The sequence below is a fragment of the uncultured Methylobacterium sp. genome, from assembly GCF_964242245.1.
In the GTDB taxonomy this organism is placed as follows: domain Bacteria; phylum Pseudomonadota; class Alphaproteobacteria; order Rhizobiales; family Beijerinckiaceae; genus Methylobacterium.
Window position 1 is genome coordinate 1 of the sequence record NZ_CAXTBY010000045.1, and the last position, 26237, is coordinate 26237.

A 26237-nucleotide genomic window follows, 5' to 3' on the forward strand; every position below is an offset into this window, starting at 1 on the left:
GGCAGCGGATGATGAGTTCGGCCCCGCGCATGGCGCAGTCGCGCCAGATCTCGGGGTAGTTGCCGTCGTCGCAGATGATCAGGCTGATCATCAGGCCCTTCGGCCCCTCCGAGACGTAGGTGCGGTCGCCCGGGTACCAGCCCTCGATCGGCGTCCAGGGCATGATCTTGCGGTACTTCTGCACGATCTCGCCCTGGTCGTTCATCAGGATGAGCGTGTTGTAGGGCGCCTTGTTGGGGTGCTCCTCGTGGCGCTCGCCGGTGAGCGAGAACACGCCCCAGACCTTCGCCCTGCGGCAGGCGTCGGCGAACACCTCGGTCTCGGCGCCGGGCACGGTGGCGGCGGTGGCGTACATCTCGGCGGAATCGTACATGATCCCGTGGGTCGAGTATTCGGGGAAGATCACGAGGTCGAGGCCCGGCAGGCCGGACTTCATGCCGATGATCATGTCGGCGATCTTGCCCGCGTTCTCCATCACCTGCGCCTTCGTGTGAAGGCGCGGCATCTTGTAGTTCACCACCGCGACGCCGACGCTGTCGGCGCTCGATGAGATGTCTCCGTGCATCATGGCGTGATGTCTCCCTAAAGGACTCATGCGGGCGTGCGCATCCCCTCGCCCCGCCTGCGGGGAGAGGGCTGCGTCTCCCCCTCGTCGGGGAGCGCAGCGAGGCGGCAGCCGAAGGTGAGGGGGGAGTGCCGGATGAGCCCCGATCCGGTATCACCCCCCTCACCCTCGCTTCGGCTTCGCCTCTCGCTTGCCACGGACCCGACAAAGAGTCCGTGGCCCTCTCCCCGCAGGCGGGGAGAGGGGGGCTAGTGGCTGATCATCCACGGCCGCGCGCTCGGGAAACCCTTGGCCGCGGCCGGCGTCTTCGTGGCCTTGGCGCCGCTGCAGCAGCCGCAGCCGGCACCGTGGCCGGAGGAGCGGCGGGGCGCGTGGGCGCTCCGCTCGTTCGTGGCGAACGCCGTCCGCCGGCCCGCATCCATCGAGGCGAGGTTCGGCGCAGTGAGGAAGGCGCGTCCGCATTCCGACCCGCAATCGGGGCAGTCGTGCGGGTCCTGGAACTGCGCCATCGGGCGCAGCACCGTGAACGGCCCGCAAGCCGCGCAACTGTAATCGTAGACCGGCATGCTCAGAGGTCCGGCGAGAGCGGCATCTGGATCGAGCCGTCGAGGAACTTCGTCGGCCCGTCGGCACCCGGATTGATGTCGAACTCGAAGATCTTGGTCGGAATCCACAGGGTCGCGCAAGCGTTCGGGATGTCGACCACGCCCGAGATGTGGCCCTGCACCGGCGCCGTGCCGAGGATCGAGTAGGCCTGCGCCCCCGAGTAGCCGAACTTCTTCAGGTACTCGATCGCGTTCAGGCACGCTTGGCGATAGGCGATGTGGACGTCGAGGTAGTGCTGGCCGCCGTGCTCGTCGACGGAGATGCCCTCGAAGATCAGGTGGTCGTCGAACTTCGGGGTGATCGGCGACGGCTTGAAGATCGGGTTCTTGATCCCGTACTTGGCCATGCCGTCCTTGATCAGGCTGACCTTGAGGTGGACCCAGCCCGCCATCTCGATGGCGCCGCAGAAGGTGATCTCGCCGTCGCCCTGGCTGAAGTGCAGGTCGCCCATCGAGAGGCCGGCGCCGGGCACGTAGACCGGGAAGTAGATCTTGGACCCGCGCGACAGGTCCTTGATGTCGCAGTTTCCGCCGTGCTCGCGCGGCGGCACCGTCCGGGCGCCTTCCGCCGCGGCCTTGTCCTTCGCCTCGCCCGTCAGCCGGCCCATATGCGCGGTCGGGCCGAAGGGAAGGGTGGCGAGCGCCGGCACGCGGCCGGGATTGGTGTCGTAGAGGCCCTTCTCGCGCACGTTCCAGGTCGAGAGCAGCTTCGGGTCGGGCAGGCAGCCGATGAGGCCCGGATGGATCAGGCCGGGGAAGCGCACGCCCGGCACGTGGCGCGACTTGGTGAACATCCCCTCGAAATCCCAGATCGACTTCTGCGCCTGGGGGAAGTGCTCGTCGAGGAAGCCGCCGCCGTTGTTCTTCGAGAAGAAGCCGTTGAAGCCCCACATGCTCTCGGGCTTGGCGCCGATGTCGAGCAGGTCGACCACCAGCAGGTCGCCGGGCTCGGCGCCCTCGACGCCGATCGGGCCGGAGAGGAAGTGGACGATCGACAGGTCGATGTCGCGCACGTCGTCGGCGGAATCGTTGTTCTTGATGAAGCCGCCGGTCCAGTCGTAGGTCTCGACGATGAAGTCGTCGCCGGGCTTCACCGTCGCGACCATTGGGATGTCCGGGTGCCAGCGGTTGTGGACCATGTCGTTGTCGTAGGCCGATTGCGTAAGATCGACCTTGATCAGCGTCTCGGGCATTTTTTGACTGTGCTCCCTTGTTTTCGCGATACGGGGACGGCGAAGCCCCATCCGGCCGGCGCGCCGACTGAGGCTCGTCAGCTCGCGAGCAGCTCTCTCAGCGCGTCGTCGAGGATCTTGATGTCGTCGGGACTGGTGCCGGGGCCGCCGGCGAAGTGGCCCCACCACGTGTCGATCACGCGCAACTCCGCGTTCGGCATCGACTCCGCCTCGATCCGGTTGTCTTCAGGCGGGAAGTACAGGTCGGTCGAGGCCGGCATCAGGATCGCCTTCGCGGTGATTGCCCGGAGCGCGGCCTTGGTGTCGCCGTGGAAAACCGGGTTGGCGCCGATGTCGCCGTTCTGCCACGTCCACAGCATCGCGAGCAGGTCGTTGGCATCGCGGGTGTAGAACAGCCCCTCCCAGAACCCGACGAGGAAGTCCTCGAGCGAGGCGTAGCCCATGTGGGTCAGATCGGCCTCGATCCGGTAGAAGGTCTGCGACAGGCCCCAGCCGGCGTAGACCCGGCCGAAGGCGCGCAGGCCCTTGTTCGGCGGGCTCGCGTACCAGCCGTCCGCGAAGGCGGCGTCGGCCTGGAGCGCCGCCTTCGCCCCCTCCAGGAAGACGAAGTTGTGGCGCGAGCACTTGGCCGAGCCCTGGAACGGCAGGATGCGCGGGACCATGTCGGGGTAGAGGGCGCCCCAATGGTAGGTCTGGAGCGCACCCATCGACCAGCCGGTGACCAGCACCAGCTTTTCGATGCCGAAATGCTCGGTGACCAGCCGGTGTTGGGCGGTGACGTTGTCGTAGGCGGTGACGTTGGGAAACCGCGGCCCGTTCCAGGGCGGGGCCGTGTTGCTCGGCGAGGACGAGAGCCCGTTGCCGAACATGTTCGGGATGATGATGAAATACTTGTCCGGATCGAGCGCCTTGCCCGGTCCGATCAGCCACTCGTTCTCGGTGTGCTGGCCGGAATACCAGGTCGGGTAGACGATGGCGTTGTCACGCGCCGCGTTGAGCGTGCCGAAGGTCTTGAAGGCGAGCTTGGCCCCGCGCAGCGTCTTGCCGCACTGGAGCACGAAGTCGCCGAGCTCGAAGATCTCGTAATCGGCCATGGGTCCTCCCTCAGACCGAGAGGAAGCGGGCGACCTGCGCCTCGTCGATGTCGGCGCGAAGGCTCTCGTGGACGATCTCGCCGTTCTCCATCACCAGCACACGGTCGGCGACGTCGAGCGCGAAGCTCAGCACCTGCTCTGACACGACGATCGACAACCCGCGCTCGTCGCGGATTCGCTTCAGGGTCCGTCCCATCTCGCGGATGATCGAGGGCTGGATGCCCTCGGTCGGCTCGTCGAGCAGCAACACCTTCGGCTGGCTCGCGAGCGCGCGGGCGATGGCGAGCTGCTGCTGCTGGCCGCCCGAGAGGTTGCCGCCGCGCCGGCCCTTCATCTCCAGCAGCACCGGGAACATGTCGTAGAGGTCCTGGGGCACCTTGCGCCCGCCGGTGACGGTGAGCCCCGTCTCGATGTTCTCCTGCACCGTCATGGTCGAGAAGATCATCCGGCCCTGCGGCACGTAGGCGAGGCCCTTGGCGACGCGCGCGTGGCTCTTGAGCCCGCTGATCTCGGCGTCGCCCACGCGGATCGATCCGGCCTTCGTGGCCACGATCCCCATCAGGGTCTTCATCAAGGTGGTCTTGCCCATGCCGTTGCGGCCCATCACCGCGACGATCTCTCCGGGCGCCACCAAGAAGTTCAGGCCGTGCAGCACCTCGCTCTGGCCGTAGGCGGCGTGGAGGTCGTGCACGCTGAGGATCGGCGGGGCGTCGGGCACGGCGCCCATCGGCGGCGCCTTCGCCGGGGAAGATTGCGCGGTCTGCAGCATGGCGCTCAATGTCCGAGGTACACTTCGATGACCTTGGGGTCGTTCTTGACCCGCTCCATCGACCCCTCCGACAGCACCTTGCCCTGGTGCAGCACGGTGACGCGGTGGGCGATGTCCTCGACGAACTTCATGTCGTGCTCGATCACCAGCACCGAGCGGCCGACGATGATCTGGTTGAGGAGCTCGGCCGTCTTGATGCGCTCGCCGACGCTCATGCCCGCCACCGGCTCGTCGAGCATCAGCAGTTCCGGGTCCTGGATCAGCAGCATGCCGATCTCCAGCCACTGCTTCTGGCCGTGGCTCAGGAACTCGGCCCGCTCCAGGAGCTGGTCCTTGAGGAAGATGGTCTCGGCGACCTGGTGGATGCGGTCGCGCACCTCCGCGTCGCGCTTGAAGGTCAGCGCGCCGAAGACCGACCGGCCGCGCGGAAACGAGATCTCCAGGTTCTCGAACACCGTCAGGTCGTCGTAGATCGACGGCGTCTGGAACTTGCGGCCGACGCCGGCCTGGACGATCGCGCTCTCGGTGAGCTTGGTCAGCTCCTGGCCCTTGTACTTGATCGAGCCGGTGCTGGCCCGCGTCCGCCCGCAGATCAGGTCGAGCACCGTGGTCTTGCCGGCGCCGTTCGGGCCGATGATCACCCGGATCTCGTTCGGGTCGACGTAGAACGAGACGTCGTTGACCGCCTTGAAGCCGTCGAAGGAGACGGTGAGCGCCTCGACCGCGAGGAGGTGGTCGGGCGGCGCGGAGCCCGCGCCGATGGCCGAGGAGGGGAGGATCGCGGCGTTCATGGCTCTCTCACTCGGCCGGGGCGCCGTGGGGGACGATGACGGGCTTGGGCGCGCGCAGCGCCTTCACCCGGCGGGTGAGGCGCGGCTCGATGTGCTCGCGCCAGATCCCGGCGAGCCCGTTCGGGAAGGCGAGCACCACGGCGATGAACAGGGCGCCGAGGCCGAACAGCCACAGGTCGGGGAAGGACTCCGAAAAGCTGGTCTTGGCCCAGTTGACGAGCAGCGTGCCCCAGACCGCGCCGAACAGCGACATCCGCCCGCCGACGGCGGCGTAGATCACCATCTCGATCGAGGGCACGATGCCGACGAAGGAAGGCGACATGAACCCGACCTGGAGGGTGAACATCGCGCCCCCGATCGCAGCGAACGCGGCCGCGAGGCAGAAGGCGAACACCTTGAAGCCGGCCACCGAGTAGCCGGAGAACCGCACCCGGTCCTCCTTGTCGCGCATGGCGACGAGGATGCGCCCGAGCTTCGACTTCTTCACGAACTGCGCGATCAGGATGCAGGTGAGCAGCAGCCCGCCGTTGACGAAGTAGAGAATGGTGTGGGCGCGGTCGGTGCGGATGTCCCAGCCGTGCAGGGTGCGCAGGTCGGTGATGCCGTTGATGCCGCCGGTGTAGCCCTGCTGCCCGACGATCAGGATGGTCAGGATCGCGGCGATCGCCTGGGTGATGATGGCGAAGTAGGTGCCGCCGACCCGGCGCCGGAACATCGCCGTCGAGATGACGAAGGCGAACAGGGCCGGCGCGCCGATGACGAGGATCAGGGTCAGCGGCAGGCTCTGGAACGGCTTCCAGAACCACGGCAGGGACGTGATCTGGTTCCAGTCCATGAAGTCGGGAATGCCCGGCGTCGACTGGATTTTTGTATTTTCAACGCTCGACGCTTCGAGCTTCAGATACATCGCCATGCAGTAGCCGCCGATGCCGAAGAAGCAGCCCTGGCCGAGCGACAGGATGCCGGCGTAGCCCCAGCAGATGACGAGGCCGAGCGCCACGAAGGCGTAGGTGAGGTACTTGCCCACGAGGTTCAGGCGGAAGGCGTCGAGCAGGCCCGGCAGCACGATCAGGATCACGGCGGCGAGCAGCGCGAGGCTCAGCCACTCGATCGGCTTCATGAACGGGTTGTCGTTGACGGTGACCGACTTGGTCAGGGTCTGGATCGGGCTCTTCATCGTGAAATCCTCAGCGCCGGACCTTGAGGGTGAACAGGCCGTGCGGCCGCAGCATCAGGATGCCGACCACCGCGAGCAGGGTGAGCACCTTGGCCATCGAGCCGGAGAGGAAGAACTCCAGCGTCGACTGGGTCTGCGAGATCGAGAACGCCGAGGCGATGGTGCCGAGGAGGCTCGCCGCGCCGCCGAACACCACGATCAGGAAGGTGTCGACGATGTAGAGCTGGCCCGAGGTCGGCCCCGTGGAGCCGATCATCGTGAAGGCCGAGCCCGCGACGCCCGCGATGCCGCAGCCGAGGCCGAAGGTGTAGCGGTCGACCTTCTCGGTATCGATGCCGACCGCTCCCGCCATCGCCCGGTTCTGCACCACGGCGCGGACCTGCTGGCCGAAGCGCGAACGGTAGATCAGCAGCGCGACGCCGACGGTGATGAGCGTGGTCACCGCCATCACGAACAGGCCGTTGATCGGCACCTCGATCGAGTCCGTGACCTGCACCGAGCCGATCAGCCACGTGGGCAGCTCGACGCCGACCTCGCGAGCGCCGAAGATCGAGCGGTAGGCCTGCTGCAGGATCAGCGACAGGCCCCAGGTGGCGAGCAGGGTGTCGAGGGGGCGCTTGTAGAGGTGGCGGATCAGCGCCCACTCGACCAGCATCCCCATCGCGCCGGACGCCAGGAAGGCGAGGATCATCGCCAGGAAGAAGTAGGCCGGGAACAGGGCCGGCAGGTGCGCCTGGAAGAACGCGGAGCACAGGTAGGTCATGTACGCACCGAGGATCATGAACTCCCCGTGCGCCATGTTGATCACGCCCATCTGGCCGAAGATGATGGCGAGGCCGAGCGCCATCAGCACGTAGACCGAGAACAGGATCAGGCCGGCGAAGCCCTGCATCGCGAAGATCGAGCCGAGGTCGCCGAGGGAGTAGTCACCGAACATCCGCGCGCTCCGAGCCGTCGGGGTCCCCGAAGGGCCGTGGCCCGCCGGTCTGTACGGTTGCCCTGTCCGCAACCGTACACCTCAGGCGGAGGTCGGCGGGTGGGGACGTGCGTCCGGGCGTGCCCTGCAAGTCGCGCGCCGCATCCGCGGCGCGCGGGTGCGGCCTACTGGTAGCCCTTCGGGAACGGGTCGGGCTTGATCAGCTCGGGGCTCTCGTAGACGATCTCGAACTGGCCATCGGTCTTGGCCTTGCCGACCCGGGTCTTCGACCAGAGGTGGTGGTTCGGATCGATCTTGACGTAGCCCTCCGGCGCGCCCTTGAACTCGAGGTCCGGCGAGGCGGCGACCACCTTGTCGACGTCGAACGAGCCGGCCTTCTCGCAGGCCATCTTCCACAGGTACGGACCGAGATAGGCGGCCTGCGTCACGTCGCCGATGACGGTCTTGTCGCCCCACATCTTCTTGAAGTCGGCGACGAACTTCTTGTTGTTGTCGTTCTCGATCGACTGGAAGTATTTCATGCAGGCGAACGCTCCGGCGATGTTGTCGCCGCCGATGCCGTCGATCTCGTCCTCGGTGACGGAGATCGTGATCAGCACCTGCTTCGACAGATCGATGCCGGCCGCCTTGAGCTGCTTGTAGAACGCCACGTTCGAGCCGCCGACCACGTCGGTGAAGATCACCTTGGGCTTCGTCAGCTTGATCTTGTTGATGACGGAGTTGAACTGGGTGTGGCCCAGCGGGAAGTACTCCTCGCCGACGACCTTGCCCTTGAGCACGTTCTCGACGTGCTTGCGGGCGATCTTGTTCGAGGTGCGCGGCCAGATGTAGTCCGAGCCGACGAAGAAGAACGAGTCGCCGCCCTTCTCCTTGTGCACCCAGTCGAGGCCGGCGAGGATCTGCTGCGTCGCCTCCTGGCCGGTGTAGAACACGTTCTTGGACTGCTCCAGGCCCTCGTAGAAGGTCGGGTAGTACAGCAGGCCATTGTACTGCTCGAACACCGGCAGCACCGCCTTGCGCGAGGCCGAGGTCCAGCAGCCCATCACCGCGGCGCAGTGGTCGTTGACCAGGAGCTTCTTGGCCTTCTCGGCAAACGTCGGCCAGTCGGAGGCGCCGTCCTCCTGGATGATCTTGATCTTGCGGCCCAGGATGCCGCCGGAGGCGTTGATCTGCTCGATGGCAAGCTTCTCGGCCTGCTGGGCGCCGGTCTCCGAGATCGCCATCGTGCCGGTGATCGAGTGGAGGATGCCGCAGGTGACCTCGGTGTCGGTCACCGCGAGACCGGTGGAGTTGACCGCGGAGGTTGCCGGGCCGGCAGCGAAGGCCGAGCGCGGCAGGAGGCTGAGCGCCGGGGCGGCGGCCAGCCCCATCAGCAGTTTGCGTCGCAGGGGCGAGTGCAAGCCCCGATCCGAGCCGTGATCGTCGTCAGCCATCTTGCCCTCGCCCTGTTCTCGCATCCGGCGACCCTAACGAACGGTGGCCGCGGATCGTGAGGCTCAGGCTAAGGCTTAGGTTGCATCGCAGCATATACGCTGTTTTGCGTATGGCCGGTCGAGACGGAGCGGCGCAGGCTCCTCTAACTTCGGCCAGTCACCGACTGAGATATGGGCTTAAGACGCTATCCTGGTAGGATGGTTCGCCGTGTGATGACGGCGCAGGCGGAGTGGAGGAGGGCGAGGTCGTTTCGGGGCTTCTTGTCCTAACGGATGAGGATGCGGCGGATTGGGGCCGGTTTTTCCCCCACCCAGGGGCGCTTGGCCCCTGCTCCCGTCCAGCCCATCGTAGGCCAGGAGCCCCTCTTGGCAGAACGCTTCGAACACCCCGGCCTCGGTCCAGTCCTGGAAGCGGCGATGGGCCACGCAGGACGAGCAGATCCTGGTGGCGTTCAGCGCGTTCCACGGGCAAGCCAGTGCGCAGCACGAGGACGATCGCATCTATCACCTCGCGAGTGGGCTTGGGCGGGTCGTGGCAACCCAGCGGGTGCGACGGGCTCTGCAAGCCACGGACGTAGGACACCCTCGAAATCCGTCTACAGGGATACGCCCTGAGGGGTGTAGGGTCGGGTGCGCTTATGCCAGATGCTCAGCCGCCCCTGGGCTTTGGCGTAGCGCGGGGGTGTGCAGGCGGGTCCGTTGTCGGTCATCACGCGCGCGACCGCAATACCGTGGCGGCGGAAGACGTGCAGGGCGTTGGCCAGGAACGTCAGGCCGGAGCCGCGCTTCTCAGCCGGTAGGGTCTCGGCGTCGGCGAGCCTCGAAGGGGCGTCGATGGCCAGATGCAGGGCCTCCCAGCCGATGCGGCGGCCGGTGCTCTGGCGCGTGCGGTTGCCGGTGATGCGATGAACGTCGAAGTGCTGGGTCCGTTCGGCCAGCGTCTTCTCACGCCGTAGGACGGCCAGCGTCACCTTCGCCTTGAAGGCCGGGAGACCTCTCCCGTCTGCGACGCGGGCACGGCGCTCACAACATGGCCCTCGTCCGACGCGTCGCCTTCAACATCGTCCGGGCCGGAAAAGGAAAACACTCCATCAAAACAACGCGTAAAGCCGCAGGATGGAGCACATCCGTCCTCAACGACCTCGTCCATCAAACCCGTTAACGTCAACGCGTCGCCGTGGCCCAGGAGACCGCCGGGTTGACTGGCCTGAGGACCCATGGCTTCTGAGAATGTTGGTATCCCTGACCCCGTAGCTCAACTGGATAGAGCAGCCGCCTTCTAAGCGGCAGGTCGCAGGTTCGAGCCCTGCCGGGGTCGCCACCTCTTCTCCCTTCGGAAACCAGGCCTTAGCGAACTGCTCCGAGTGGTTCGAAACGGCTCTGTAAGGCCGTGGTTACCTTGGGGTTACAAGAAGGGTCTGGTGGAGAAATTCGAGGCCGATCGCCTCGTAATCAAGTGCCGCCTCGATTCGAGTGCGGCGGTTTTACGCCATGAGCCGCCCTTGGGCAGATAGGCGCTGAACCGCCGCTCCTGATTCATAGCGGATGTGGCCGTTCCTAATTCGCGGCGCCTTCCAGCCAGGGTTCCGATTGGGGTGACAATCGCACTCACCAAGCTTGGCCTCGCTCCTAACATCCGCTTATGTGTGCACAGTGTGAGAGGTGCGGCACGTGCGTGAAGTTTTGCGGGACAAATTCCTGGATGCTTTGGCTGACTTCGGTGGATCGGCGGGCAATGGCCGCCTTCTCGGCGAACTGGGCTGGCAGGAAGACACCTACGCCCGCGTTCGAGATGAACTAGGGTCTGTCATCGTTTGAGCCAGTCGAGGGCTGCGGCGAGACAGAGGACACCCATGAAGCTGCGTGCGGTCTTCTCGTAACGGGTAGCGATGGCGCGCCACTCCTTGAGCCTGGCCCAGAGGCGCTCGACGTGGTGACGATTGTTGTAGATCCAGTCCGGGCAGGCGACGGGGGCCTCGTGGCGCTGCGGCGGGATCGCCGGACGGGCGCCCATGTCCCAGATGTGTTTGCGAAAGGCGTGGCTGGTGTAGCCGCGATCCCCCACGACCCACTTGGGCACGCCCGGCAATCGGTCGAGCAAGGAAACGGCGTGGGGCAGCTCATGAGCCTGACCGGGCGCCAGCTGAAAGGCGATGGCGCGTCCGCTGCCGTCTGCGATCACGCAGGCCTTGGTCCCATAGCCGCCACGCGAGCGGCCAAGAGCTTCACGATGGTCTCGCTCGGTCGCAGATCCCCCCTTTTGGCGGCACCAGCCGCTTTCTGATGCGCGCGCACGTTCGTGCCGTCGAGGAAAACCATGCCAAGCTGCAGGCCCCGCTCCTGCACCAGGCTCAGAAGGCGCTCCCACACGCCGGCACGAGCCCAGCGGATGAAGATCTGCGCGGCCCGCCACCACGGGCCCAACGCCGCCGGGATCGCCCGCCACTTGGCCCCATTCTGATGCCGCCAGAGGATCGCCGACATCGTGCGGTGAAGATCCTGCGGTGGCGTCTTGGCCTTCGGCCGGCAGGCTTCCACCAGAGGCTCCAGTTCGGACCACTGTGCGTCGCTCAGCATCGTCCCTCCTCCCTTGGAGGGATAAAACGCAAGCGCTGGCAATCGGTTCAGGCGACGACAGTCCCTAGTCATCTCCTCAGGCTCGGAGCCACGAGGGAAGCAGTTCCCGCGCCCTCTCCTCAATCAATCTAATTGTTTCCATTAGCGCGGTGGAGCGGGGGCTGGCGTCAGGCAGGTCAACAAGAACAGAATAATGAAAACGCTTGGGGTATCGATCATAGAAATGCTTGTCGTTCACGACCGTACGGCCGCGAAGCATGCGGGTTAACTTGGGGTGCGCACGGAAGTTGGGACGAGCAAGGGCCTTCTCGTCGGTTACAAGCTCCAGGTACGTCTGCTTCATCGAAACGTCCGGCGTGAAGGCGATCCTCGACCGCGTATAGCCTCCAGTTGCAACTCGGTGAGCCACGTAGGCGCAGATTGATCGATTGAGATCGGAGAAACCATCGGAAGCTTCGCCACGCGCTCGCGTCTCTTCGATCCAGCAAGTCGGTTCACCCAACCAGAAGATGGTCAGTGCCGTCGCGGCATCGCAATCGTCTTGCCGGACTATCCAGTCCAGCACGTAGAGGGGTTGCCCCCAATTGAAATCCAGCGCGACCCGATGCCATTCGTCGGGCCCTGCCTCCCTAAGCCAAGCGATGTTGTCAGCGACAAGTTCACGTTCCTCGGCGCTTGGATCGTCCATTGTGGGCGGTCTCCCGGACATCGGCGCAAGATAGGACGAAAGTATTAAGGATTGCATGATGCGAGGCCCGTCGCGGGCTGTCCGCTTCCCACCCATAGTCCCGCTATTCCAAGTGGATACTAAGCGTCCGCGTCGGACTGCTACCCGCGGGCGGCGGCCACCGACAGCTCCGGCTTGTGGTTGAGGGTCTGGAACACGACGCAGTAGCGCTCCGTCAGCTTGAGGAGCTGGTCGAGCTTGTCCTGCGGCGCGTCGGTGTCGAGGGAAAACGCCAGCCGGATCGCGCGGAAGCCCACCGGGGCCGCCTTGTCGACGCCGAGCGTGCCGCGGAAGTCGAGGTCGCCCTCGGCGCTCACCGTGCCCGCCCGCAGCGGGATCTCGAGCGCGGTTGCCACCGCCTTCAGCGTCACGCCGGCGCAGGCGACGAGCGCTTCGAGCAGCATGTCGCCCGAGCACAGCTCGGCGCCCGAGCCGCCGGTCGCCGGGTGCAGGCCCGCCACTGCGAGCGCGCGGCCGGTCTCGACCTTGCAGGCGATGCCCGTCTCGTCCAGCGACCCCCTCGCCCGCAGGGTGATCACGGCGGCGTCGGGGGCGGCGCGGTACTGGTCCTTCAGGGGGGCCTGCAGCGCGCGCAGGGTGGTGGCGTCCATGGTCGTTGTCCTCAATGGCTGCGTCGGTCGCGGTTAGCGGGAAGTGCGCCGCGGCTCAACAGGCCGGGTCTCCGCCGCAGCGCCCGCTCACCACCAGTTGCCGGCCGGCGCCGCGGCGGGGCGGGGCGCGGCCGGGCGGAGCGAGCGGTCCAGCGCCGCGAGGATGGCGCGCGCCGCGGCCTCGCTCTGCGGCGAGGCCGGGTCGCGCGGGCGGGGGCTTGCGAGCAGGACGGTCTCGTCGAGGCGGCCGGGCTTCGGGCGCATCACCACCGCCCGGTCGGCGAGCGCCACCGCCTCGGACACGTCGTGGGTGACGATCAGGACGGTGGGGCGCGTCTCGGCCCAGAGCGCGAGCAGGTGGCCGTGCAGATCCTTGCGGGTGAAGGCGTCGAGCGCCGAGAACGGCTCGTCCAGCAGCAGCACCCGTGGGGCGGCCACGAACGCGCGGGCGATCGAGACCCGCTGCTGCTGCCCGCCCGACAGCTCCCGCGGCCACCGCGCCGCGTGCTCGGCCAAGCCCACCCGCTCCAGCGCGTGCGCCACGCGGGCGCGCCGCTCCGGCCTCGGCACGCCCGCGAGGCCGAAGCCGACGTTGCCGGCGACGTCGAGCCACGGCAGCAGGCGCGGCTCCTGGAACACCAGCCCGACGCCCGGGTGGGGCGCCGTGATCGCCGCGCCGTCGAGGCTCACCGCGCCCGCGCTCGCCCGGTCGAGGCCGGCGACCAGCCGCAGCAGGGTGGTCTTGCCGCAGCCCGAGCCGCCGATCAGCGCGACGATCTCGCCGGCCGCGACCGTCAGATCGATGCCGGCAAGCGCCTGCGTGCCGTCGGCGTAGGTCTTGGACAGGCTTTGGATGGCGAGCACGTCGGGTCCCGGGGAGATTCTTCGCGATGCGGAAGACCTGTCGCGGGGATGCCACAGGGCGCGGCCGTCCGCCAATGCTACGGATGATGCCGGCATCGAGGGGAGGCGCGACGCGTGATACGGCCCCGGCTCGCGGCGGCAGCCTTGGCCGCCTTCATCACCGTCCCGGCCGCGGGCGCGGACCTGCGCGAGCGGCCGGAGCCGGGCCGGTTCCTGGCCTCCTGCGAGGACCTCGGCCGGTTCTGCCTCGCCGAGGCCTGCGGCCGGGACCAGATCGCGGCGGCGCTCGCCTGCCGCGCCCGGTGCCCGAGCTCGGCCGTCCTCGCCGTCGTCCCCGCCGCCTGCCCGCTCGCCGCCCCGGCCTCCCGCCTCGTGCTGCGCCGGCACGGGTGACGATCTGCGGCGTCGGGCATGAAAGATTCTTCCGGTTCGTGAAACGAACCGCGGCGGCGCGATTTAAAAAAGGATAGTGGCAGCCAGCGGTTGCCGGTCGGTCTTTCGGCAGCCCGTGGCAGCGGAAAGGTGGGCGTTGATTGGGGAAACGGGTTCCATGGTCAAGAGCGATCTCCACCCACCCGAGACCGGTTTCGGCTCCGATCCGATCCTGTACGGGGTGGCGGCCGGGCTCGCCGAGCTGTTCCCGCCGGTCGTCGCGCGCGCCGCGCTTGAGCCGGCGGAAGCGGACGACGACGCGGACGAGGCCGAGCGCGACTGATACCGCGTCCCGAGGCGTTCGACGCACTCGGGATGCGACCCCCTCGACGGCGGGGTGGTCGTCCGCCGGCTCTCATGGGTCACGAGACTTGGTGCGCCGCGCCACCGGACGATCCCCATTGGCGCGACGGCCCTCCTTTCTCGTGCGGGAGAGGGCCGGGGCGAGGTCCGCCCGGAGAGGCCGCACCCTTCCCACGCGCGCGAGCGCTTACGGAACCATGCCTCTTGCCGGGACGGCGCTCGATGGATCGCGCGCGGCGCTGCGCGGCCCCCTCTCCCAGGGGGCTACGGCATTCACACATCTCGCGTCGTAAAGGATGAAGCGCGGGTCCCCTCTCCCGTGCGGGAGAGGGGGTCGGTCTGCGCTGCCCGCGAGCATCGTCCAAGCCAACCGCCCACATCTGCGCATCCGAGAGCCTAAGGGGAAAGGGTCGGGGCGAGGGGCCTGCCGTATCCGGAGCGTTCTCGGCCCTGTCCCTCTCCCGAACGGGAGGGGGGACCCGCGCCCGATCCGGGCTTCCTCGCGATCCAGGATCGACGAGCCGGGCCGCTACAGGGCCGCGCGGGCCGTGTCCTGCCAGCGCAGCAGCGGGCCGGTCAGCAGGACCAGGGCCGTGTCGGCGAGCTTGCCGACCACCGCGAAGGCGATGATCGCGGCCAGGATCTGCTCCGGCTTGCCGAATTGCTGCCCGTCGATCAGCAGGTAGCCCAGGCCCTCGGACGCGCCCATCAGCTCGGCCGCGACCACGAACAGGAAGCCGAGCCCGAGCCCGGTGCGGAGCGCCGTCACCGTCGCGGGCAGCACGGCGGGCAGCAGGATGCGCCGGACCTGCGCAGGCCGCGACAGGCGAAAGATCCGCCCGACCTCGACGAGCTTGCGGTCGACCGACGCGATGGCGCCGGCGACGCCCACGTAGACCGGGAAGAACACGCCGACCGCGATCAAGGCGACCTTCGGCGCCTCCAGGATGCCGAACCACAGGATGAACAGCGGCACCCAGGCGAGCGACGGCACGGCGCGCAGCGCCTGCAGGCTCGGATCGGCGAGCCAGCGCAGCGGCGCCAGCGTCGCGGTGAGCGCGCCCGCCACGATGCCCGCGGCGGCGCCGAGGACGAAGCCGAGGGCGACGCGCACCAGCGTCGCCTGCACGTGCATCCCCAGGTCGCCCGAGGCGGCAAGCGCCCACAGCGTCGCGCCGATCCGGCTCGGCGGCGGCAGCAACCGCCCCTGCGCGAGGCCGGCCCGCACCGCGACCTCCCAGCCCAGCGCCAGCGCGAGCGGCAGGACGAGCCCGAGCGCCGCGCGTCCGCCATGGCCGAGGGCCGGGGCACGGGGCGGAGAGGCGGTCGCGGCGGGCCGACCGACCGGGACCGAGGCGGGGCCGGTCATCGGGTGGCCGAGCGGGCGTGGGAGGTCGGCATCGGGGGGAACCGCGGTCGGTTCGATCGGCGGGCCGGAAGACCGCCTCAGCGGGCGGGCGCCGGGTTGAAGCGCGCGTCGAGCAGACCGTTGACCGCCGCCGGGACGTCGGTGGCGGTGGGGATGAGGCCGGCCTGCTGCAGCGCGAGGCCGGCGGCGCGGATCGATCCGGCCTGGGCCTCGCCGACCGCCGGCTCCGAGAGGTCGGTGCGGGCGAGCTGCCGGGCGATCACCGGCTCGGGCAGCTTGGTCGCCGTCACGAGGGCGCTCCTCAGCGCCTCGGGATTCCGGATCGCGAACAGGCGGGCCCGCTCGTAGGCGGCGACCACGGCGTGCACGAGCTCCGGGTTCTCCGCCGCGAAGGCCTCGCGCACGGCGAGCAGGCCCCAGGTGTTGGCCGCCGCGTCGCGGAACAGCAGATGGTCGCCGTTCTCGATCTCGGCCGCGGCCATCATCGGGTCGAGGCCGGCCCAGGCATCGACGTCGCCGCGGTCGAGGGCGGTGCGGCCGTCGGCGTGCTGGAGCAGCACCAGCTTGGCGTCGCGCTCGGCGAGCCCCGCGCCCTGGAGCGCGCGGATCAGGAAGATGTGCGGATCGGTGCCGCGGGTCACCGCGATGCGGCGGCCCTTGAGGTCGGCGACAGTCGCGATGCCGGAATCCTTGCGCGTGACGAGGGCGGTCCATTCCGGCCGCGAGAACGCGTAGACCGCCCGGATCGGGTTGCCGTTGATGCGCGCGACGAGCGCGGCGGCGCCGGCCGACGAGCCGATGTCGAGCGCGCCCGCGTTGAGGAACTCGAGCGCCTTGTTCGAGCCGAGCGACTGCACCCAGCGCACCGCGATGCCCCTGGGCTTGAGCGCCTCTTCCAGGAAGCCCTTCTCCTTCAGGACGAGGCCGACGGGGTTGTAGGTCGCCCAGTCGAGGCGGATCTCCTTCGGGTCTGCGGCGAAGGCCGGCGCGGCAGCGAGCGCGAGGGCGGCGGCGAGGAGGGAGCGGCGGTGCAGGCGCATGGCGGGTCCGTTTCGGATCGGGCGTCGATCCGGGCTAGGTCGCTGCGTTCTTTATGTCAAACAATATTTCCGCAAGAAAGGACGATGCCGCCGCTTCGTCGGGAGGCGCTTTTGGGAATGGCGCGCGCCCGGGAGGCGAAGAGGCCGTGCGTCACGCGCATTGCAGGAAGGCCGCGATCTGCCGGACCGGCGTCCCGTCGGCCGCGTTCGCGCAGCGTGCCCGGCGCGGGGCGCTCCGCCGCGCGTCGTGCGCGCCGCGTCGTGCGCGCCCCCTGGCAGGTCGGACGGATCATGCTAACGAACGACGATGTTCGACGCCGTCGCAGCCCTCGACAAGGTTCTGGACGCCCTGGACCGCGAGGCCCGCGAGCCGACCAAGCTGCGCGCCGTCCTGGTGCCGGAGCTGAAGCGCGTGATCGAGGCCGGCCACCGGGCCGCCGAGGCGCAACTCCTCAAGGACCGGGACGGCCTGCGCTGCGCGCGCGCGCTCTCGAACCTCACCGACGCGGTGGTGCGCGCGATCCACGGCGCCGTGGTCGGGCGGCTCTACCCGAACGGCAACCCGTCCACCGGCGAGCAGCTCGCGGTGATCGCCACCGGCGGCTACGGCCGGGGCACGATGGCGCCGGGCTCCGACATCGATCTGCTGTTCCTGCTGCCCTACAAGCAGACCGCGTGGTCGGAGAGCGTCGTCGAGGCGATGCTCTACGTGCTGTGGGACCTGAAGCTGAAGGTCGGCCACGCCACCCGCTCGGTGGAGGAATGCCTGCGCGAGGCCCGCGCCGACATGACGATCCGCACCGCGCTGCTCGAGGCGCGCTTCCTGTTCGGCACGCGGGCCCTGTTCGAGGAGCTGGTGACGCGCTTCGATTCCGAGCTGGTGATGGGCTCGGCCGCCGAGTTCGTCGAGGCCAAGCTCCGCGAGCGCGACGGGCGCATCACCAAGGCCGGCTCCTCGCGCTACCTCGTCGAGCCCAACGTCAAGGACGGCAAGGGAGGCCTGCGCGACCTCAACACCCTGTTCTGGATCGCCAAGTACACCTACCGGGTGCGCGACCAGGCCGAGCTCGTCGCCGCCGGCCTGTTCACGGCCGAGGAGTACCGCCTGTTCGAGCGCTGCGACGAGTTCCTGTGGCGGGTGCGCTGTCACATGCACTTCGTCACCGGCCGCGCCGAGGAGCGGCTCTCGTTCGGGCTCCAGCCCAGGATCGCCGAGCGCCTCGGCTTCGGGGCCCGCGGCGGGCTGTCGGGCGTCGAGCGGTTCATGAAGGCCTACTTCCTGATCGCCAAGGACGTCGGCGACCTCACCGCCATCGTCTGCGCGGAGCTGGAGGCGCGCCACGCCAAGCGCACGCCGGTGCTCGATCGCTGGATCGGGAAGTTCCGCGACCGCTTCCGCGCGACCGCCATCGAGGCCGAGGATTTCTGGCTCGACCACGGCCGGGTCAACGTGCGGGCCGAGGACGCCTTCGAGCGCGATCCGGTCAACCTCCTGCGGCTGTTCTGGCTCGCCGACCGGCACAACCTCGCGATCCATCCCGACGCCAAGCGGCTGGCGAGCCGGTCCTTGCGCCTGATCGGCCACGGCTTGCGCGCGGATGCGGAGGCCAACCGCCTGTTCCTCGAGATCCTGACCTCGAAGAACGCGCCCGAATCGGTGCTGCGCCAGATGAACGAGGCCGGGGTGCTCGGCCGCTTCGTCCCGGATTTCGGGCGCATCGTCGCGATGATGCAGTTCAACATGTACCACCACTTCACGGTGGACGAGCACCTGCTGCGCGCGCTGGGCGTGCTCGCCGCGATCGATTCCGGGCGCACCGAGGAGGCGTTCCCCCTGGTCTCGCGGCTCGTCGGCGCGATCCACAACCGCCGGGCGCTCTACGTCGCGATCCTGCTCCACGACATCGCCAAGGGCCGCCCCGAGGACCATTCGATCGTCGGCGCGGCGATCGCGGAAAAACTCTGCCCGCGCTTCGGCCTGACGCCGCTGGAGACCGAGACGGTGGCGTGGCTCGTCGAGCACCACCTGCTGATGTCGATGACGGCCCAGAGCCGCGACCTGTCGGACTCCAAGACCATCGAGAAGTTCGCAGCCGTCGTGCAGACCCTGGAGCGCCTGCGGCTGCTCACGATCCTGACGGTCGCCGACATCACCGCCGTCGGCCCCGGGGTCTGGACCGCGTGGAAGGGGACGCTCATCCGCACCCTCTACGACGAGACCGAGGTGGTGCTGTCGGGCGGCCACTCGGAGTTCGCCCGCACCGACCGCGTGCGCCTGATCCAGATGGGCCTGCGCGAGCAACTGCCCGACTGGTCGTCGGCGGAGTTCGACGCCTACGCCGGCCGCCACAACCAAGCCTACTGGCTGAAGGTCGATGGGCTGCGCCAGTTCAAGAACGCCGGCTTCATCAAGGAGGCGATCGCGGCCGGCCGCACCAGCGCCGTCGACATCGAGACCGATCCCGTCCGCGGCGTCACCGAACTGTCGGTCTACGCGCCGGACCACCCGCGGCTCTTGGCCATCGTCACCGGCGCGTGCGCCGCGACCGGGGGCAACATCGTCGACGCGCAGGCCTTCACCACGAGCGACGGCTTCGCGCTCGACTCGATCTTCATCTCCCGCGCCTTCGAGCGCGACGAGGACGAGATGCGCCGGGGCCGCCGTATCACCACGGCGATCGAGCGCGCGCTCAAGGGCGAGATCCGGATCGCCGACCTCGTGGCCGACAAGCACCCGCCGATGAACGGCCGGGCCAAGACCTTCCTGATCCCGCCGGACGTGGCCATCGACAACGCCCTGTCGAGCCGCGAGACCGTGGTCGAGGTCACCGGCCTCGACCGGCCGGGCCTGCTCTACGAGCTGACCACGTCGCTGAACCGGCTCTCCCTCAACATCACCTCGGCGCACGTGGCCACCTTCGGCGAGCGGGCGGTGGACGTGTTCTACGTCACCGACCTCACCGGCACCCGCGTCACCCAGCCCGACCGGCAGGCCGCGATCCGCAGCGCGGTGATGGAGGTGTTCGCCGGCGACGTGGCCGCGATGAAGGCCGAAGGGCTGGAGGCGCTGGTCGCCGCGCCGCCGCCGCGGGAGGCGTGAGGCCGGATTACCCGCCTCACAGGCCGGAAAACGACAGAATATGCAGAGCAAGTGGCTAGGATGCCGTGTTGCATGCGTTCAAAGCATGCCAAGAGTGTAAAATGTGGCATACCAGCGAAGCCGATCAGCGCTCATATCGCTCGCATCGCACTGAGCTTTCTGGATGCCCGCCATGACTGTCCTTCTGATGTCCGCCGTTGTTGCCGCCGCCGCCGCCAACGCCGCCCTGGTGTTCGTCGTTGCCGATGTCCTGTCGCCCCGCCGGCAGTCCCAGGCCGGCGCGACCCTGGCGACGGCGGGTAACAGGAACATTCCAGCCCCGATGCGGCTGGCTGCCTGACCGAGCCGCCGCGACGGCTGAAGCCTTCGCCGCGCGATCGACCCCGTCCGGCAGGGGAGGTCCTGGGGACCAGGGCTTCGGAGAGCCGTCCCCGGGCGCGCTCCTCGACGATGCGATGTTCATGGCACCGTCGTGTCTTCGGCAGGGCGGCGCGTTGGACCGTCCGCGTGGTGGACGGGCCGATGGTCGCGGTCGCCGGCTTCCACGACCGGACGAAGATGATCGGCATCTTGGCCTGAACGCCGGCTCCCGCGCTTCGCGCGGTGCGCGGCCCCGCATCCTGAATGCGGCCGGGTTGCGGCTCGGCCGGTGCAGGTCGGGCAGGGCCGCCGACCTCTTCGCTGGCTGCCCGTGATGTCGAGGTGCCGGATGATCCTCCGGCGACCCGGTGTGCGGCTTCAGAGGTGCTCCGCCACGAACCGCTCGGCTGCCGGATCGTCCCCCGAACGCCCGAACGCGTCCCGGAGCATTGGCACGACCGCGCCCGCGTGGCCGGCCACGAGGTAGTTCAGGTCGAGGCCCGCGCGGATGAAGCCGTGGGCGCGCATGTGGGCGAACAGGGTCAGCAGCGGGTTCCAGAACTCGGCCACCTGCACGAGCAGGATCGGCTTGGCGTGCCGGCCGAGCTGCGCCCAGGTGAGCTGCTCGACCAACTCCTCCAGGGTGCCGATGCCGCCCGGCAGCGCGACGAAGGCGTCCGAGCGCTCGAACATCATCCGCTTGCGGGTGTGCATGTCGCCCACCACGACCGTCTCCTGGATGTCGGCCAGCATGTGCTCGCGGGCCTGGAGGAAGTCCGGGATGATGCCGGTGACGTGGCCGCCGCCCGCGAGCACCGCGCGGGCGACGGTGCCCATCAGCCCGACGTCGCCGCCGCCGTAGACCAGCCGCAGCCCGGCCGCGGCGAGCGCGCGGCCCAAGGTTTCCGCCGCCTCGCGGAAGTCCGGATCTCCGCCGAAGCCGGAGCCGCAATAGACACAGACCGTTCTCACCGGAGCCATCCGGCGTCCTCCATCGATCGTCCCGTGAAGCCGCGCACCCGCGAAGACCTGCGATCGCCCAGGCCAAAGTGCTGAATTCGCGGAAGATTCGCCCGCGCGCGGGCGGATCGGCTTGGTGTCTCGGACATGTACGGTAATATGAGCGGAACAGTCGACGGTTTTTCGCGAAGCGGTTCGAGGCCTTCTCGCCGCGCCACGGCCCGAGGCGTCGCGGGAGGGGATGGATCGCCATGACGGCGGAGTTGCGGCGCGGCTTGGCCCTGATGGTCCTCGGGCTCCTCCTCGGGCTCGGGCTCGTCGCCGCCCTGTTCGGCGGTGCGATCCTGAGGCCCGCGGGCGTCCCGAGCGCGCCCGCGGGTGGGCAGGCCGGGCTCGGCGCGCCGTCGCCCGGTGCCGGGGCGCCCGCGCCGACGCCCGATCCGGGCCGGCAGGCGCAGGCCGCGCCGCCGGGCGGAACGCTGCCGGCCGACGCCGCGGCCTCGATCGAGCCGGGCGCCCCGACCTTCGACCTCGTCCGCGTCGAGCCGAACGGCGAGGCCGTCGTCGCGGGGCGGGGGGCGCCGAACGCCGTCGTGGAGATGCTGGTCGACGGCCGCGCCGTGGCCCGCGCCCGCGCCGACGCGAACGGGCAGTTCGCCCTGGTTCCGCCGGCGCTGCCCGTGGGCAGCAGCGAGATCGTCCTGCGCGCGACGACGGCCGACGGGCGCGCGACGCGCTCGCGCGAGAGCGTCGCGGTCGCCGTCTCGCGCACGCGCGACGCCAAGCCGCTCGTGGCGCTCACCGCGCCCGACCGGCCGACGGTGGTGCTGTCCCAGCCGGAGCCCGCCGCGGCGCCGATGGCGAAGGGCGCGGCCACGGCGGCCAGGGACGGCGCCAAGGGGGCCGCCAAGGATACCGCCAAGGGGGCTGCGAAGAGCGCCGCGCCGGTCACGATCGTCAGCGTCGACGCGCAGGAGGGCGGGCGGCTGTTCGTCACCGGCCGCGCCCCGCCCGGCGCGAGCGTGCGGCTCTACCTCAACGACACCCTGATCGCGCCGGGGCGCGCGGGCAGCGACGGCACGGTGACCTTCACGATCGGCAGCGGGGTGAAGGCGGGCGCGTACCGGGTGCGGGTCGATCAGGTCGAGGCGGGCTCGGGCAAGGTCCGGGGCCGCGCCGAGGTGCCGTTCGCGGTGCCCGAGCCGGTCGCGGTCGCGGCCAAGCCCACGGGACGCGACGCGGCGTTCCTGGCGCCGCCCGCCGCGCTGCCCTCGCTCGACGGGCGGGCGGTGCCGGTCGCACCCGCCGGGAGCCCGACGCCCGCGGCGGTCGAGCCGGCCGCGGGCGGCGTGTTCGTCGCCGCGGTCACGACGGCGCGGATCAGCCGCGGCGAGAGCCTGTGGCAGATCAGCCGGCGCCTCTACGGCCGGGGCGACCGCTACACGGTGATCTACGATGCCAACCAGCAGCAGATCCGCAACCCGGACCTGATCTATCCCGGCCAGCTCTTCATCCTGCCGGGGGAGGACGCGAAGGCGGGCCTGAAGGCCGGCGGCCGCGGCTGAGGGTGTCTGAGGGGCCCCCGCGGCCCCATATGCGAGGTCCAGACGACGATCCCCGGACCCTTCAATGACAACCGAACCCGCGGCCGGCGCGACCGGGCCGCAGGCCCGCCCGCCCGTCGCGCGCCCCGGCCTCGTGGCCACCTACCGCCGCCTGTGGCCCTACCTGTGGCCCTACGGCCGGCCGGACCTGCAGCGGCGCGTGTTCCTGGCGCTCAGCCTGCTGCTGGTGGCCAAGCTCGCGACGATGGTGACGCCCTTCACCTTCAAGTGGATCACCGACGCGCTCGTCGCCGCGGCCGGCGGCAAGGGGGAGGCGATCCCCACCGGCCTCTTCGCCGCGCCGATGGCGTTGATCGCCCTCTACGGCCTGTCGCGGATCGTCATGGCCGGGCTGACGCAGGCGCGCGACGGGCTGTTCGCCAAGGTGGCGATGCACGCCGTGCGGCGCCTCGCCTTCCAGACCTTCGCGCACATGCACCGGTTGAGCCTGCGCTTCCACCTGGAGCGCAAGACCGGCGGGCTGACCCGCGTGCTGGAGCGCGGGCGCTCCGGCATCGAGGAGCTGTCGCGCCTGATGGTGCTGACGCTGGTGCCGACGATCGTCGAGTTCGCGCTGGTGCTCGGCGTGCTCGCCTGGGAGTTCGACTGGACCTACTCGGCCGTCGTGTTCGCGATGGTCGCGGCCTACCTCGGCTTCACCTACAAGGCGACCGAGTGGCGGATCGCGATCCGCCGCCGGATGAACGACTCGGACACCGACGCCAACGGCAGGGCGGTCGATTCGCTTCTGAACTACGAGACGGTGAAGTATTTCGGCGCCGAAGCCCGCGAGGCGTCGCGCTACGACGGCTCGATGGCGAAATACGAGAAGGCCTCGACGCAGACCTACGTGTCGCTGGCCGTGCTCAACGCGGGCCAGGCGGTGATCTTCACGCTCGGCATGAGCGCGGTGATGTGGCTCGCCGCCCGCGACATCCTGGCCGGGCGCACCACGATCGGCGGCTTCGTGCTCGCCAACACCATGCTGGTGCAGCTCTCGATGCCCTTGAACTTCATGGGCATGATCTACCGCGAGATCAAACAGGCGTTGATCGACATCGACGACATGTTCCGCATCCTCCACCGCAACCCGGAGATCGCCGACAGGCCCGGCGCTCCGGCGCTCCGCGTCGGCCAGGCCGCGCTGCGCTTCGAGGACGTGGCCTTCGCCTACGGTCCCGACCGGCCGATCCTGCGCGGCGTCTCGTTCGAGGTCGCCTCGGGGCAGACGGTGGCGATCGTCGGGCCGTCGGGCGCCGGCAAGTCGACGCTCTCGCGGCTGCTGTTCCGGTTCTACGAGCCGCAAGGGGGCCGCATCCTGATCGACGGGCAGGACATCGCCGCGGTGCGCCAGGACAGTTTGCGCGCGGCGATCGGCATGGTGCCGCAGGACACGGTGCTGTTCAACGACACGATCGGCTACAACATCCGCTACGGCCGCTGGGACGCCACCGAGGCCGAGGTGCGCGACGCCGCCCGGCTCGCCCAGATCGACCGCTTCATCGAGAGCCTGCCGCAGGGCTACGACACGCCCGTGGGCGAGCGCGGCTTAAAACTCTCGGGCGGCGAGAAGCAGCGGGTGGCCATCGCCCGCACCATCCTGAAGAGCCCGCCGATCCTCGTCCTCGACGAGGCGACCTCGGCGCTGGATTCGTTCACGGAAGCGCACATCCAGGACGCGCTCGACCGGATCGCGAAGGGCCGCACCACGCTCGTCATCGCCCACCGCCTCTCAACGGTGGTGAACGCCGACGAGATTTTGGTGCTCGACCACGGCCGCATCGTCGAGCGGGGTAGGCACGCCGAGTTGTTGGCGCAGGACGGCGTCTACGCGGCGCTGTGGAACCGCCAGCGCGAGGCGGATGCGGCGCGGGCGGCGCTCAGGCGCGCGGAGGAGGAAGCCGACCGCGCGCGCGTAACTCCGGCTCGTGTGGTGCGGGGGGAGGCTGTGTTGGTGGAGTAAAAAACTACCAGCCTACATGTGCAAACCCGACGATTCGCAGGGTCGCCCTACAAGACAACCTGACGGAGGATGCTACCATACCCACCCGAATCATCCAATCTAATGGCTGGCTTGCTCGTTTCGGCTGATGAAGCAATGAGGATCTCGTGGCCATCGCAGTTAATCTAGACGCTCTTGTTCCTCGCGAAGATTTTGAGGCCGTTTCCGTCAACGATGATGCGCCAGTCCAGCAAACTGTCTCGATCCGAGACTTCGAGCCAGGCGCTTTCTTTTACAACGCGCTTCGTAAGCCAGATTTTCAGCGCGAGACGGCTGAATGGGACGCGAAGCGCGTTGCAGGTCTAGTTAGGACCTTTATTGATGGCGACCTAATACCAGCAGTAATTTTATGGAAACATCGCGAATATCTGTTTGTTATTGATGGTAGCCACCGGCTCAGTGCGCTTATTGCTTGGGTTCATGATGATTATGGCGATGGGGCCGCCTCGCAGAAATTTTTTGGGCACTCATTACCACCTGAGCAGCAGGAACACGCGAGCCGCGTTCGTACGCTAGTCAATAAAGAGATTGGCTCCTACGCTGTACATGTTGAGGCAGCGCGTAATCCTGACGGTTACGGTCCTGACATCGTTGCACACAGTCGTGCGCTTGGCAGCCGCGTGCTGAGCCTCCAATGGGTTCGCGGGGATGCCACGAAGGCTGAAGGGTCATTCGCGCGTATTAATCAACAGGCAGCTCAGATAACTCCACAAGAATTACAGCTAATAAAAGGTCGTAGATTTCCAAATGTGATGGCTGCTCGGGCGATAATTAGACGTGGAACAGGGCATCAATATTGGTCTACCTTTTCCGGCGGTGTTCAGAGAGAGCTAAAGAAGGTAGCCGTCGAGTGCCACTCTATTTTTTTTGAGCCAAACCTCAAATATCCAATAAAAAATCTGAGTCTTCCGGCTGGCGGGTCGGTGTACGCTTCACCGACATTGCGAATGATTTATGATTTTATCAATCTAAGTGTTGGCCCTCATGACGACGAAATTGATACTGACGGCTATAAGGCAATTAAATTTTTGAAGAGAACGCGTCGCGCTGCGCAGCTGATGCTTAGCAATGCCCCAGCTTCACTTGCTTTGCATCCAGCAGTTTATTTTTACAGCTGGACAGGTAAGCAACAACCGATCTTGTTGCTTGCTATGTCAGAGATAATTATTGACTATGACCGCAGAAAGAAGCTAAATGAATTTATTAGTTTGCGCGGCCGCCTTGAAGATTTCATCATGCAGCACAGGACACTGCTTAATCAGATAGTGCGTAAATTTGGCACGAAAGATTCTGGGCGTTCGCACCTAATAGATTTCTATAAACATGTATTGGCAAGCATATCTGCAAACATGGATGATGAAAATATCATAAATAGTCTGACGACAAACAAACAATTTACCTATCTTCAGCCCGCTGAAAATCCTTATTCGGGCGTTTCACCAACCCGGTACTCGACACAAGTCAAATCTGGCTTAATGATCACTACCTTACTTGAGCACGCTCCCAAATGTGCGGTCTGTAATGGGTTGGTGCCATCACAGGGTGTTTCAATTGATCATCGTATTCCGATGTCCCAAGGAGGTAACTCCGACCTATCAAATTTGCAGTTGACACATCCTTACTGTAACACTGGGGTGAAGGAAAGTGCTCGACGGAATACTTCTACAATCTCTTAGAGCCTGTTTGAGCGGCTGATCTCAGGCAGGATTGTTGAGAGCGTTGGC

The 26237-nt window shown here is 67.7% G+C and carries 23 protein-coding genes, 1 tRNA gene and 3 pseudogenes; 9 read left to right on the plus strand and 18 right to left on the minus strand.

The window, feature by feature from the left end:
* The 11 genes and pseudogenes from ACFE8Y_RS11595 to ACFE8Y_RS11645 form a co-directional block, all read right to left on the minus strand.
* A partial coding sequence (locus tag ACFE8Y_RS11595) for a nitrilase-related carbon-nitrogen hydrolase (RefSeq protein ID WP_375464537.1) occupies positions 1-568 on the minus strand: 568 nt, incomplete at its 3' end.
* Between the two features lie 245 nt (positions 569-813).
* A complete protein-coding gene (locus tag ACFE8Y_RS11600; RefSeq protein WP_375464538.1) occupies positions 814-1131 on the minus strand; it encodes an FmdB family zinc ribbon protein in 318 nt (105 codons plus the stop codon).
* Positions 1132-1133: 2 nt separating this feature from the next.
* A complete protein-coding gene (gene fmdA, locus ACFE8Y_RS11605; protein ID WP_375464539.1) occupies positions 1134-2363 on the minus strand; it encodes a formamidase in 1230 nt (409 codons plus the stop codon).
* Positions 2364-2440: 77 nt separating this feature from the next.
* Positions 2441-3457 carry an alpha/beta fold hydrolase gene (locus ACFE8Y_RS11610; protein ID WP_375464540.1) on the minus strand — a complete coding sequence of 339 codons (1017 nt, stop codon included), beginning with the start codon at positions 3455-3457 and terminating at the stop codon, positions 2441-2443.
* Between the two features lie 10 nt (positions 3458-3467).
* A complete protein-coding gene (urtE, locus tag ACFE8Y_RS11615; protein ID WP_375464559.1) occupies positions 3468-4157 on the minus strand; it encodes an urea ABC transporter ATP-binding subunit UrtE in 690 nt (229 codons plus the stop codon).
* A gap of 74 nt (positions 4158-4231) precedes the next feature.
* Positions 4232-5017 carry an urea ABC transporter ATP-binding protein UrtD gene (urtD, locus tag ACFE8Y_RS11620; protein ID WP_375464541.1) on the minus strand — a complete coding sequence of 262 codons (786 nt, stop codon included), beginning with the start codon at positions 5015-5017 and terminating at the stop codon, positions 4232-4234.
* 7 nt (positions 5018-5024) lie between these two features.
* Positions 5025-6194, minus strand: coding sequence for an urea ABC transporter permease subunit UrtC (gene urtC / locus ACFE8Y_RS11625; RefSeq protein ID WP_375464542.1), 1170 nt, complete (start codon positions 6192-6194; stop codon positions 5025-5027).
* Between the two features lie 10 nt (positions 6195-6204).
* Positions 6205-7131, minus strand: a complete 927-nt coding sequence (urtB, locus tag ACFE8Y_RS11630) for an urea ABC transporter permease subunit UrtB (RefSeq protein ID WP_375464543.1) — start codon at positions 7129-7131, stop codon at positions 6205-6207.
* A gap of 164 nt (positions 7132-7295) precedes the next feature.
* Complete coding sequence (gene urtA / locus ACFE8Y_RS11635; RefSeq protein ID WP_375464544.1) at positions 7296-8564, minus strand: urea ABC transporter substrate-binding protein; 1269 nt, start codon at positions 8562-8564, stop codon at positions 7296-7298.
* Between the two features lie 285 nt (positions 8565-8849).
* Positions 8850-9114: pseudogene (locus ACFE8Y_RS11640) on the minus strand (transposase); the annotation flags it as partial.
* A 61-nt stretch (positions 9115-9175) separates the two neighbouring features.
* A pseudogene (locus ACFE8Y_RS11645) lies at positions 9176-9472 on the minus strand (IS481 family transposase); the annotation flags it as partial.
* Positions 9473-9564: 92 nt separating this feature from the next.
* On the opposite strand from ACFE8Y_RS11645, the pseudogene ACFE8Y_RS11650 reads away from it, so the two are divergent.
* Positions 9565-9726 (plus strand): annotated as a pseudogene (locus ACFE8Y_RS11650) (ISAs1 family transposase); the annotation flags it as partial.
* 82 nt (positions 9727-9808) lie between these two features.
* A tRNA-Arg gene (locus ACFE8Y_RS11655) sits at positions 9809-9885 on the plus strand.
* Between the two features lie 486 nt (positions 9886-10371).
* Here ACFE8Y_RS11655 and ACFE8Y_RS11660 read toward each other — a convergent pair.
* The 4 genes from ACFE8Y_RS11660 to ACFE8Y_RS11675 form a co-directional block, all read right to left on the minus strand.
* Positions 10372-11141, minus strand: a protein-coding gene (locus ACFE8Y_RS11660) for an IS5 family transposase (protein ID WP_375464545.1) whose coding sequence is annotated in 2 segments (ribosomal slippage) — positions 10372-10826 and positions 10826-11141 — 771 coding nt in all. Because the reading frame shifts where the segments join, the coding sequence is not laid out codon by codon here.
* Between the two features lie 76 nt (positions 11142-11217).
* Positions 11218-11829, minus strand: coding sequence for a DUF4274 domain-containing protein (locus ACFE8Y_RS11665; protein WP_375464546.1), 612 nt, complete (start codon positions 11827-11829; stop codon positions 11218-11220).
* Positions 11830-11969: 140 nt separating this feature from the next.
* A complete protein-coding gene (locus ACFE8Y_RS11670) occupies positions 11970-12479 on the minus strand; it encodes an OsmC family protein (RefSeq protein WP_375464547.1) in 510 nt (169 codons plus the stop codon).
* A gap of 87 nt (positions 12480-12566) precedes the next feature.
* Positions 12567-13343 carry an ABC transporter ATP-binding protein gene (locus ACFE8Y_RS11675; protein WP_375464548.1) on the minus strand — a complete coding sequence of 259 codons (777 nt, stop codon included), beginning with the start codon at positions 13341-13343 and terminating at the stop codon, positions 12567-12569.
* Positions 13344-13457: 114 nt separating this feature from the next.
* Between ACFE8Y_RS11675 and ACFE8Y_RS11680 the strand changes: the two genes are divergently transcribed.
* Entirely contained in the window at positions 13458-13736 is a 279-nt protein-coding gene (locus ACFE8Y_RS11680) for a hypothetical protein (protein WP_375464549.1), read from the plus strand.
* A 157-nt stretch (positions 13737-13893) separates the two neighbouring features.
* Positions 13894-14058, plus strand: a complete 165-nt coding sequence (locus tag ACFE8Y_RS11685; RefSeq protein WP_375464550.1) for a hypothetical protein — start codon at positions 13894-13896, stop codon at positions 14056-14058.
* A gap of 549 nt (positions 14059-14607) precedes the next feature.
* On the opposite strand, the gene ACFE8Y_RS11690 is transcribed toward ACFE8Y_RS11685, so the two are convergent.
* Positions 14608-15447 carry an ABC transporter permease gene (locus tag ACFE8Y_RS11690; protein WP_375464551.1) on the minus strand — a complete coding sequence of 280 codons (840 nt, stop codon included), beginning with the start codon at positions 15445-15447 and terminating at the stop codon, positions 14608-14610.
* A 77-nt stretch (positions 15448-15524) separates the two neighbouring features.
* On the minus strand, positions 15525-16487 hold the full coding sequence (locus ACFE8Y_RS11695; protein ID WP_375464552.1) for an aliphatic sulfonate ABC transporter substrate-binding protein: 963 nt from the start codon (positions 16485-16487) through the stop codon (positions 15525-15527).
* Between the two features lie 307 nt (positions 16488-16794).
* Here ACFE8Y_RS11695 and ACFE8Y_RS11700 point away from each other — a divergent pair, with 307 nt between their 5' ends.
* Positions 16795-19587 carry a [protein-PII] uridylyltransferase gene (locus tag ACFE8Y_RS11700; RefSeq protein WP_375464553.1) on the plus strand — a complete coding sequence of 931 codons (2793 nt, stop codon included), beginning with the start codon at positions 16795-16797 and terminating at the stop codon, positions 19585-19587.
* Positions 19588-19759: 172 nt separating this feature from the next.
* Entirely contained in the window at positions 19760-19927 is a 168-nt protein-coding gene (locus tag ACFE8Y_RS11705; protein ID WP_375464554.1) for a hypothetical protein, read from the plus strand.
* 398 nt (positions 19928-20325) lie between these two features.
* On the opposite strand, the gene ACFE8Y_RS11710 is transcribed toward ACFE8Y_RS11705, so the two are convergent.
* On the minus strand, positions 20326-20928 hold the full coding sequence (locus ACFE8Y_RS11710) for a TIGR00730 family Rossman fold protein (protein WP_375464555.1): 603 nt from the start codon (positions 20926-20928) through the stop codon (positions 20326-20328).
* 230 nt (positions 20929-21158) lie between these two features.
* Here ACFE8Y_RS11710 and ACFE8Y_RS11715 point away from each other — a divergent pair, with 230 nt between their 5' ends.
* The 3 genes from ACFE8Y_RS11715 (at position 21159) to ACFE8Y_RS11725 (ending at position 26189) form a co-directional block, all read left to right on the plus strand.
* Positions 21159-22472, plus strand: coding sequence for a LysM peptidoglycan-binding domain-containing protein (locus ACFE8Y_RS11715; RefSeq protein ID WP_375464556.1), 1314 nt, complete (start codon positions 21159-21161; stop codon positions 22470-22472).
* Positions 22473-22536: 64 nt separating this feature from the next.
* Positions 22537-24474, plus strand: a complete 1938-nt coding sequence (locus ACFE8Y_RS11720) for an ABCB family ABC transporter ATP-binding protein/permease (RefSeq protein WP_375464557.1) — start codon at positions 22537-22539, stop codon at positions 24472-24474.
* Positions 24475-24620: 146 nt separating this feature from the next.
* Positions 24621-26189 (plus strand): DUF262 domain-containing protein, encoded by a 1569-nt coding sequence (locus ACFE8Y_RS11725; protein ID WP_375464558.1) that lies wholly within the window; start codon positions 24621-24623, stop codon positions 26187-26189.
* Positions 26190-26237: the final 48 nt, after the last annotated feature.

Coding starts and splice junctions, on each gene's coding strand:
- ACFE8Y_RS11600 (WP_375464538.1), bottom strand. CDS start 1,131: ATGCCGGTCTACGATTACAGTTGCGCGGCTTGCGGGCCGTTCACGGTG.
- fmdA (WP_375464539.1), bottom strand. CDS start 2,363: ATGCCCGAGACGCTGATCAAGGTCGATCTTACGCAATCGGCCTACGAC.
- ACFE8Y_RS11610 (WP_375464540.1), bottom strand. CDS start 3,457: ATGGCCGATTACGAGATCTTCGAGCTCGGCGACTTCGTGCTCCAGTGC.
- urtD (WP_375464541.1), bottom strand. CDS start 5,017: ATGAACGCCGCGATCCTCCCCTCCTCGGCCATCGGCGCGGGCTCCGCG.
- urtC (WP_375464542.1), bottom strand. CDS start 6,194: ATGAAGAGCCCGATCCAGACCCTGACCAAGTCGGTCACCGTCAACGAC.
- urtB (WP_375464543.1), bottom strand. CDS start 7,131: ATGTTCGGTGACTACTCCCTCGGCGACCTCGGCTCGATCTTCGCGATG.
- urtA (WP_375464544.1), bottom strand. CDS start 8,564: ATGGCTGACGACGATCACGGCTCGGATCGGGGCTTGCACTCGCCCCTG.
- ACFE8Y_RS11665 (WP_375464546.1), bottom strand. CDS start 11,829: ATGGACGATCCAAGCGCCGAGGAACGTGAACTTGTCGCTGACAACATC.
- ACFE8Y_RS11670 (WP_375464547.1), bottom strand. CDS start 12,479: ATGGACGCCACCACCCTGCGCGCGCTGCAGGCCCCCCTGAAGGACCAG.
- ACFE8Y_RS11685 (WP_375464550.1), top strand. CDS start 13,894: ATGGTCAAGAGCGATCTCCACCCACCCGAGACCGGTTTCGGCTCCGAT.
- ACFE8Y_RS11690 (WP_375464551.1), bottom strand. CDS start 15,447: ATGACCGGCCCCGCCTCGGTCCCGGTCGGTCGGCCCGCCGCGACCGCC.
- ACFE8Y_RS11695 (WP_375464552.1), bottom strand. CDS start 16,487: ATGCGCCTGCACCGCCGCTCCCTCCTCGCCGCCGCCCTCGCGCTCGCT.
- ACFE8Y_RS11700 (WP_375464553.1), top strand. CDS start 16,795: ATGTTCGACGCCGTCGCAGCCCTCGACAAGGTTCTGGACGCCCTGGAC.
- ACFE8Y_RS11705 (WP_375464554.1), top strand. CDS start 19,760: ATGACTGTCCTTCTGATGTCCGCCGTTGTTGCCGCCGCCGCCGCCAAC.
- ACFE8Y_RS11710 (WP_375464555.1), bottom strand. CDS start 20,928: ATGGCTCCGGTGAGAACGGTCTGTGTCTATTGCGGCTCCGGCTTCGGC.
- ACFE8Y_RS11715 (WP_375464556.1), top strand. CDS start 21,159: ATGACGGCGGAGTTGCGGCGCGGCTTGGCCCTGATGGTCCTCGGGCTC.
- ACFE8Y_RS11720 (WP_375464557.1), top strand. CDS start 22,537: ATGACAACCGAACCCGCGGCCGGCGCGACCGGGCCGCAGGCCCGCCCG.